The sequence below is a fragment of the Chloroflexota bacterium genome (genome assembly GCA_009840355.1).
Classification (GTDB): Bacteria; Chloroflexota; Dehalococcoidia; order Lucifugimonadales; family JADFKI01; genus Bin90.
Window position 1 is genome coordinate 1 of the sequence record VXNZ01000015.1, and the last position, 4,706, is coordinate 4,706.

Consider the following 4,706-nt stretch of genomic DNA (forward strand, 5'->3'; position numbering starts at 1 on the left):
CACTACAAACAAATTGAGACTAATCCTTGTCCTGATTTGAAACTGATACAGTTTCCAATTTTCGAGGCGCTCTACATAAGGGCTTTCGGTTATTCATTTCATTTCGAGCGAAGCGAGAAATCTGAGCGCATTGACTACGGACAGGCTTGTTTTCACACGGCGATTTAGCCTCTTCACCTTTGTTCGGGGTGCCAACCGAAATGCCCTGTCGCTCCACAAGGTTTCATCCATGGATGCATAGGATGGGATGCATTGATTGATAGACGGACGGCGTAAAATTGACACCCGTTCAATGCGATTGCTATAATTTCGATCAGTGTTTGGGGATATAGCTCAGTTGGGAGAGCGCGGCGTTCGCAATGCCGAGGTCGGGGGTTCAAGTCCCCCTATCTCCACCACTTCTCCTTCCCACACCATCCCAGATAGTCCCTGTTTATCCCATATTAGACTGCTTAGTTGGGATTGCGTTCTCTTGCAAAGTTTCAAGTTTTCCTGTATTATCCCACTCATGGTGTGGGAAACATAGGGGGAAACAGGCAATGTCCAGATTAACAGTTGCCAAAGTCAAGAGCCTTCAGACGCCAGGACGTTACGGTGATGGCAGCGGACTTTACCTGAATATCGCGAAGCGCGGCTCCAAGAGTTGGGTTCAGCGCATCACGATAGATGGCAGACGGCGAGACATGGGGCTCGGAGGATACCCGGATGTGAGTCTTGCGCAGGCTCGCCGGCGCGCTGCTGATAATCGCGCCGCCGTTGCGGATGGTCGAAACCCATTAGCGGAGAACCGGAGGGCTTCCACGCCCACATTCAAGGAAGCGGCGCGAGCGGTTCATGCCATTAAGGTTCCCACGTGGCGCAACAAAAAGCATGCCGACTCCTGGATGCAGACGGTCGAGCGTTACGCCCTTCCTGTGATTGGCGACTCCCGCATTGACAGCATAGGCAAGCAGGACGTTCTCCGTATCCTAACTCCTATCTGGACGAGCAAGTCCGAGACGGCTCGGAGAGTTCGGCAACGCGTTAGGGCGATTTTCGATTGGGCTATCGCGCACGACTACATCGAGTATAACCCGGCGGGAGAGGCGATTAAGGCAGCTCTCCCGACTATGCCCAAGGTGAAGGAACACCTTCGATCGCTTCCCTACAAGGAAGTTCCGGCGGCGCTGAATGCGATCAGCATGACGGAGTCCGCCACTGCGTCTAAACTATGCCTGCGATTCGCAATCCTGACGGCTGCCCGCCCCGGGGAAGCCCGTGGCGCTTCGTGGGAGGACATCGACCTGGCCGCGTCTCTCTGGGTGATTCCGGCGGAAAGGATGAAGGCCGAGCGCGAGCATCGCGTTCCACTTTCCGACTTAGCTATCTCTTTGCTCGAGGAAGCAAAATCACTCTCTGACGGATCAAGCCTGGTATTCCCCTCTCCGGTCAATCGCGGGAGGCCGGTGAGTGAGAACACGCTCGGCAAGGTTCTGAAGTCCGCAGGACTGCACAGCAGGACCACGGCGCACGGCTTTCGCTCTTCGTTCAGAATATGGGCACAGGAGAACACAAACTCAAGCCATGCCGCGATGGAGCTTTCGCTGGCTCACTCGGTGGGGTCGGCGGTCGAGCAAGCATACATGCGCTCGGACCTCCTGGAACAGCGCCGAACGCTCATGCAGCAGTGGGGGATTTTCCTCTCCAATCATCCTTATGAGGAAAATCGCCCGAGTTTAGACACGAGCTGACAGGAATGGTGAAGCGCATGAGGGCTGAGGATGCCGGCGAGGCATAAGGATTCCCTTCGCTCACTTGATACAAGTGACTGGGGCAGAAGCAGCTGTCTGACCGCTTGAAGTCCGGATGGACCCGGTGGAACTTGACGAATTGTTGATCACGATTTAGGCTCGGATTCATAATGCCGAAGACCGTTCTCGATCCTCACATAACAGGCCCACGGGTAAGCGCCGATCAACTGCTGATGGCTCTGTTGATCTGCCTGATACCAGTGCTGATGTGGCTCGGCCTTGGAGCAGCAGGAATTGCCGAATTTGCCTCAGGTGATTTCGGCGCTTCGCTGTCAGCTCTAGCCGTTGCAGAAGCTGCATATGCCGTTTTAGTCACTTACATACTTACGGTCGCTACGGGAGCGTTTGAAGTCCTCGTCAGAGCTGGACGATTCTTTTTCCGAGACTTCACACTGTCACTGACAATCCGCCTCGGAAGGCTGGCGATCCGGTATTCCCGGACGACCTCGATTCTCAAGGCACTTCCCCCGGAAATCACGCATGGCGCGGCAGACGCGCCGCTAAGCCGGAACCGGTTCCTCCAGACTCCCCGAATCCTCGTCCACCGCTGGCTCGCCAGTACAAGTCCCCACCTCATCTTCCAGTAATCTCCCTCATTGGGATGCCCCGCACAGGGGCGGGCTCCGGCTGAACTCCGTAGTATAGCCACGTTCAGCCCATGGACAGGTCTGACACGACTTGTCCATGAGGAGCCCGGATACCCCCTGTGCAAATTCTGCAAACCGCTTCCCGACGGAAGCCGTCCATTACGGAATTCAATCATTCAGATTTCCCTTATGGACGGGGCCCTCAAGCAGAAATGATCAGGCGGTTTGCAGTTCAAAGAAAGTTTATCGTAGCAAGTAGGAGAGGAGGAACTATCGTGATTGATCGGTTAATAAGATTGGAGGAAGTCTTGAGTTACACGGGGCTGAGCAGGTCGGAGCTTTATCGCAAGATTCAGATTGGAAAATTTCCGCGGCCCGTCAGGGTCGGCAAGCGCGCGGTGCGTTGGCGCGAAAGCGAGGTGGAGGGGTGGATTACGGAACGACCGCGAACCGTTATGCACTAGAAGGAGGGCGGAGAAACAGGCCTTGTGAGGTTTGCAGCAGCACAAGGCCTGGACCGCAAACCTGCCAGGAAGCTGATGCGCTATGAATATTAGCATGCAGCGCTCGGCCTTCGATAATACGATAGCCCGGCGGGAATGCGTGAGACGGAAGGGCACAGGCCGTCACTCCCTCACCTTCACGCCGGAGCATCGTAATCCCAGCGCTGCCGGGCCCAGGCTTGTGCTGGGGAACCATCACAGCCACATCGTCGGTGAGACCGGCTTCGAGCGGATCATCGCCATTCCCCGCGTTGCCATCGCACGCGCGAGTGGGGGACGCCGCGGCACTCCATCAACGTCGACGATACACGCCGTCCACTCGCGCGTCCACCTCGGTCGCCAATCTTCCCATCGGGGGCGCCGACATGGGATATGATCTGAGCAACTGGGCACAGACTCTGATACATCCCTGCCTTACGCCGAGAACTAGACAGGTTCTCAACGCCATCTGCCTGGTCGCTCACGACGACCACGGCGAGTTCTGGATGAGAGGGAAGAAGCTCATCGAGGAGCACCTTCCCGACATGTCCTACGGTGGATACCGCAACTGCCTCGGCCGGCTGGTGCGAAACGGTCTGCTCATCAAGGTCGAGCACGGCGGCGGGCGCACTTCATCGGGACGGGGCACGACAACCCGCTACCGCTTCAACTCCCCGGTCGTTAGGAACCCGCACCCGGCGCAAGGTGTACTGCCGGAGATCACGAGGTCGCCCGACGCCCAGACCCGGCTCCCAGAGCCCGAAGTCGTCGCCGAACGGTTATCCGTTTCGACAGGCGACGTGCACCGGCGGATCGACGAGTTGCTGGCGGTGGGGATCACACCCGAGCAGATGATGGCGTTCTTGGAAGCCGTTGGCGAGACCATGACAGGTTCGGGAAACATGTCACGGAGCGGCCGGGAAACACGTCACGGATTGTGACAGGTTTCGGTCGAGAAACACGTCACGGTTCCGAGAAACATGTAACGGATCATGACAGGTTTCTGAGAAACATGTCACAAATCATGACATCCCCTCAGATACATGAGGAAAAAGTACATGAGGAAAAAGAGGAAGCAGCTGCAGCTGCAAACCTGTCACGGTCAGAATACGACCGGCCGGACTTCTTCGAACTCCTCGCCGGCTCACTGGCGAAGGTGGGACACGGCGGCATTCTGGCCGCGCAGTTCTCTGACCTGAGGCTTCTCACGGCGACCTACGAAGAGCTGACGGGATCGCCACCGGACGAACGGACTGCTGGCTACATCGCCGGTCGCGTCAGCGAGAGCAGGGGCGTCAGGAACGTGGTCGGCTTCGCGCGGCGGATTGCGGAGGATGTCCTGCGAACGGGCGAGGGATCTATTGCCGGTCTCGCCCTCGAGCCACCGCCTGCGTCTATACCGGGACCGTCGAGAGGGCAGGACTTCGCGCGGGAGCCGCCCGACTGGGACCTGCTTCACCTGGCGCACGTTGAGCAGGTGTCCCCGGCGGAGGAGGTGTGGGCGTCCGTGCTCGAAGTGCTGCGGTCTCAGGTGCCCAGGCCGGCGTTCGAGACCTGGCTGGCGGAGTCGCGAGGGTTGGCCTACGCCGGTGGGCAGTTCGTGGTGAGCGCACACAGCCGGTTCGCAGCTGAGATGCTGGAGAATCGACTGCACTCTCCCATCGAGCGGGCGCTGACGGACGTGACCGGAGCCGCGCTATCCATCGGCTACGCGGTTGCGCCCCGGGGCGACGAGCCATGCCCGCGCTGTCAGGCGCAGGACACTCAGGCCGCGGCTTCCTGATGAATGCCCACTAGGGCGTGTCGTCAAATCACTTTAGCCCAGATGATAATTGCCCTAATCTGGC

At 58.2% G+C, this 4,706-nt stretch carries 5 protein-coding genes and 1 tRNA gene; all 6 read left to right on the forward strand.

The genetic code is table 11. The features are described from left to right. The first annotated feature begins 322 nt into the window (after nt 1–322). Nucleotides 323–398, forward strand: a tRNA-Ala gene (locus F4X57_04230). A gap of 141 nt (nt 399–539) precedes the next feature. Further along, nucleotides 540–1,730, forward strand: coding sequence for a tyrosine-type recombinase/integrase (locus F4X57_04235; protein MYC06368.1), 1,191 nt, complete (start codon nt 540–542; stop codon nt 1,728–1,730). A gap of 170 nt (nt 1,731–1,900) precedes the next feature. Beyond that, nucleotides 1,901–2,377 carry a hypothetical protein gene (locus F4X57_04240; protein ID MYC06369.1) on the forward strand — a complete coding sequence of 159 codons (477 nt, stop codon included), beginning with the start codon at nt 1,901–1,903 and terminating at the stop codon, nt 2,375–2,377. 212 nt (nt 2,378–2,589) lie between these two features. Next, nucleotides 2,590–2,841, forward strand: a complete 252-nt coding sequence (locus tag F4X57_04245) for an AlpA family transcriptional regulator (protein ID MYC06370.1) — start codon at nt 2,590–2,592, stop codon at nt 2,839–2,841. A gap of 404 nt (nt 2,842–3,245) precedes the next feature. After that, nucleotides 3,246–3,800: a hypothetical protein gene (locus F4X57_04250; GenBank protein MYC06371.1), complete on the forward strand. Its 555-nt coding sequence runs from the start codon at nt 3,246–3,248 to the stop codon at nt 3,798–3,800. 71 nt (nt 3,801–3,871) lie between these two features. Then, complete coding sequence (locus F4X57_04255) at nt 3,872–4,642, forward strand: hypothetical protein (GenBank protein ID MYC06372.1); 771 nt, start codon at nt 3,872–3,874, stop codon at nt 4,640–4,642. Nucleotides 4,643–4,706 lie beyond the last annotated feature (64 nt).